This window comes from Kocuria sp. ZOR0020, assembly GCF_000800955.1.
GTDB lineage: Bacteria > Actinomycetota > Actinomycetes > Actinomycetales > Micrococcaceae > Kocuria > Kocuria subflava.
Genome location: NZ_JROX01000071.1, coordinates 1 through 2,308 on the forward strand (window position 1 = coordinate 1; position 2,308 = coordinate 2,308).

3 protein-coding genes, 2 pseudogenes and 1 riboswitch are annotated in these 2,308 nt (G+C 68.4%); of the genes and pseudogenes, 2 read left to right on the forward strand and 3 right to left on the reverse strand.

From position 1 onward, the window contains the following. A pseudogene (locus tag L979_RS04980) lies at positions 1-210 on the reverse strand (hypothetical protein); the annotation flags it as partial. A 5-nt stretch (positions 211-215) separates the two neighbouring features. Next, positions 216-404: riboswitch (cyclic di-AMP (ydaO/yuaA leader) on the reverse strand. 352 nt (positions 405-756) lie between these two features. Between L979_RS04980 and L979_RS15830 the strand changes: the two are divergent. Further along, the gene (locus L979_RS15830; RefSeq protein WP_156125410.1) at positions 757-909 is read left to right on the forward strand and encodes a hypothetical protein; all 153 of its coding nucleotides are present in this window, start codon (positions 757-759) and stop codon (positions 907-909) included. Between the two features lie 55 nt (positions 910-964). Here L979_RS15830 and L979_RS04990 read toward each other — a convergent pair whose 3' ends face one another. Then, complete coding sequence (locus tag L979_RS04990) at positions 965-1,663, reverse strand: cation transporter (RefSeq protein ID WP_019311262.1); 699 nt, start codon at positions 1,661-1,663, stop codon at positions 965-967. Continuing rightward, positions 1,660-1,992 carry a helix-turn-helix transcriptional regulator gene (locus L979_RS04995; protein ID WP_019311261.1) on the reverse strand — a complete coding sequence of 111 codons (333 nt, stop codon included), beginning with the start codon at positions 1,990-1,992 and terminating at the stop codon, positions 1,660-1,662. Before L979_RS04995 ends, L979_RS04990 begins: the two co-directional genes overlap by 4 nt. Positions 1,993-2,107: 115 nt before the next feature. Here L979_RS04995 and L979_RS05000 point away from each other — a divergent pair. Then, positions 2,108-2,308: pseudogene (locus tag L979_RS05000) on the forward strand (isoprenylcysteine carboxylmethyltransferase family protein); the annotation flags it as partial.

The following is a 2,308-nucleotide window of genomic DNA, read 5'->3' on the forward strand; positions in this document are numbered from 1 at the left end:
CGGGGTGGTGTAGGAGGCCAGATCGGCCATCGCCGAGGCCGGAGCCGCATAGGAGGACCCGGAGGCGGCGGGGATCTCGGCGTAGGCCTGGGCCGGAGCGATGGAGCCCACCAGCGCTGCGCCGGCGGCGGCGACGACGGTGGTGGTACGCACGGCGCGCGAGGAGGTCTGGGCGCGGTGACGGGCAGTGTGCTGCTTGAAAAGCGACATGGTGGAGTTCCTCCCTTTGCCTACGAGGTGAGCTGTCGGATGCGGGTGGGAGACACCCGGCCGCAGAACGCACGCGCTCTGAGACTTAACCCCAAGGCCCCGGTACACCGGGACCGGTAATGGTTCCCCCGCTTCTGCCAAGCGATTTCTCTTCAGGAACCCCGAGCACCGGCAGAACTCGGCGATGTGCCACGAGGGCGCCGACAGGATCAGTGGTCGGCACGCACTGAAGAGTACAAGGAGATTACGAAACAATCACAATCCGATTCGGGAATGTATAGAGATCGTAAAGAAGTGGTCAAGGCTTGATGAAGACCTGAATTGTTGTCGGCTTTTTCCTGTTAATTTCCCGAGAAAGGCGGGGCGCTCTGCGCTTTGAGTGAGGTGGCTTGTTGGTGCGTGGACGCTGCGCGGGGAGTCGTCGCCCACACAGCGGTGGGGACAGGAGCCACTTCAAAAGGCGCGGCGGGTGGATCGAGAGCGAAGCCCGCGGCCATCCTGGGATATTTCGCGCTGCATCAAGCCCCGGAAATTTGGGCTCTGTCCATGCTCGCACTGACTGGCGGAACGTTAGCCAGCGTTGTGGTCGAGGAGATGCCCGACCAAGCCCACGAAGGCGACACCAGCGTGCCGGGACCGATCCTGCTCACCGGCGGAGTTGCGCTGTTCGCCGCGATCTCCGTCTACCTCGGTTCCTGAGAAGCCGTGCGCCCCGGCGTCCTCGTCTCGGGGCGCCGACGCGTGCCGACCGTGCTCAGTGGGCGCAGTTGGGACCGCATCCACCGCAGTGTGCACCGTCCTCGGCGGTGAGGACCGCAACGGGAGTGCAGCAGGCGTCTCCGCGCCAGGCCTCCAGCCCCTCCTTGACCGCCACGGCGGCGATCACCAGCGCAGCCAGCGGGTCGGCCCAGGACCAGCCCAGGGTGCTGTTGAGCACCAGGCCTACCAGCAGCACGGCGGAGAGGTAGGTGCACAGCAGGGTCTGCTTGGAATCGGCCACCGCAGAAGCAGAGCCCAGCTCCCGGCCGGTGCGGCGTTCGAACCAGGACAGGAACGGCATGATGAGCAGGCTCACCGCGGCCAGGGCGATCCCGACCGGGGAGTGTTCCGGCTCGGCGGCCCCGAGCAGGGCGCGGATCGCATCGACGGTGACGAAGGCAGCCAGGCCGAAGAAGGAGAACGCGATCACCCGCATCGCCACCTTTTCCCGTCGGTGCGGGTCCGGGGCGGCGAACTGCCACGCCACCGCCGCCGCGGAGAGGACCTCCACGATCGAGTCCAGGCCGAAGCCGATCAGCGCCGAGGAGGAGGCGATGGTGCCGGCGGTCAGGGCGATGACCGCCTCGAGCACGTTGTAGGTGATGGTGCCGGCCACGATCCAGCGCACCCTGCGGTGCAGCACCGCCCGGCGTGCATCGGCGATGGGCTTGGGGTCCAGGGTCAGGGAGGTCATGTGCAGGTGCATCCTTCCGGGGAGCAGCAGGTCGGGTCCACGGTGACCACCAGCTCCAGCAGGTCCCCCAGGGCAGCCCCGAGGCGGGGATCGGCCAGGGAGTACCAGGTGCTGCGCCCCTCGGCGGTGGAGGTCACCAGCCCGCACCCGCGCAGGCACCCCAGCTGGTTGGAGATCACCTGCTTGGACACCCCCAGGGCCTGAGCCAGTTCCGAGGGCCGGGCCGGGGCGTCTCGGAGGGACAGCAGGATCCGGGTCCGGGTCCCGTCCGAGAGAGCATGGCCCAACCGGGACAGGGCCGAAGTATGGGTGGGGGTCACCGCGGTCATCCCCCCTACGGTACAGGTTTCTGTGTACTGTTGAGGGGTGGCCTGCTGGCACTCCTCGGGCGCACCAGCGGGTCACCCGGGGCGTGCTGCGTTTGCCGGATCGAGGAGGACCGTGATGATGTCGGAAGTGGCCCCGGCTCTGGCGCTGGGCCTGTACCTGGCCGGCCTGGTGACCGCCTTCGGTGTGCGGTCGTGGATCCACCGGCGCCGCACCGGCTCCAGCGGCTTCCGCGGGGTGAGCGGGGCGCCCGGCTCGCCCGAGTGGTGGGGCGGGATCCTGTTCGCGGCCGCCCTGGTTCTCGGTGCGGCCGGGCCC

Excerpts from the sequence above, each read along its gene's own strand:
- L979_RS04995 (WP_019311261.1), bottom strand. The coding sequence starts at position 1,992 with ATGACCGCGGTGACCCCCACCCATACTTCGGCCCTGTCCCGGTTGGGC.
- L979_RS15830 (WP_156125410.1), top strand. The coding sequence starts at position 757 with ATGCTCGCACTGACTGGCGGAACGTTAGCCAGCGTTGTGGTCGAGGAG.
- L979_RS04990 (WP_019311262.1), bottom strand. The coding sequence starts at position 1,663 with ATGACCTCCCTGACCCTGGACCCCAAGCCCATCGCCGATGCACGCCGG.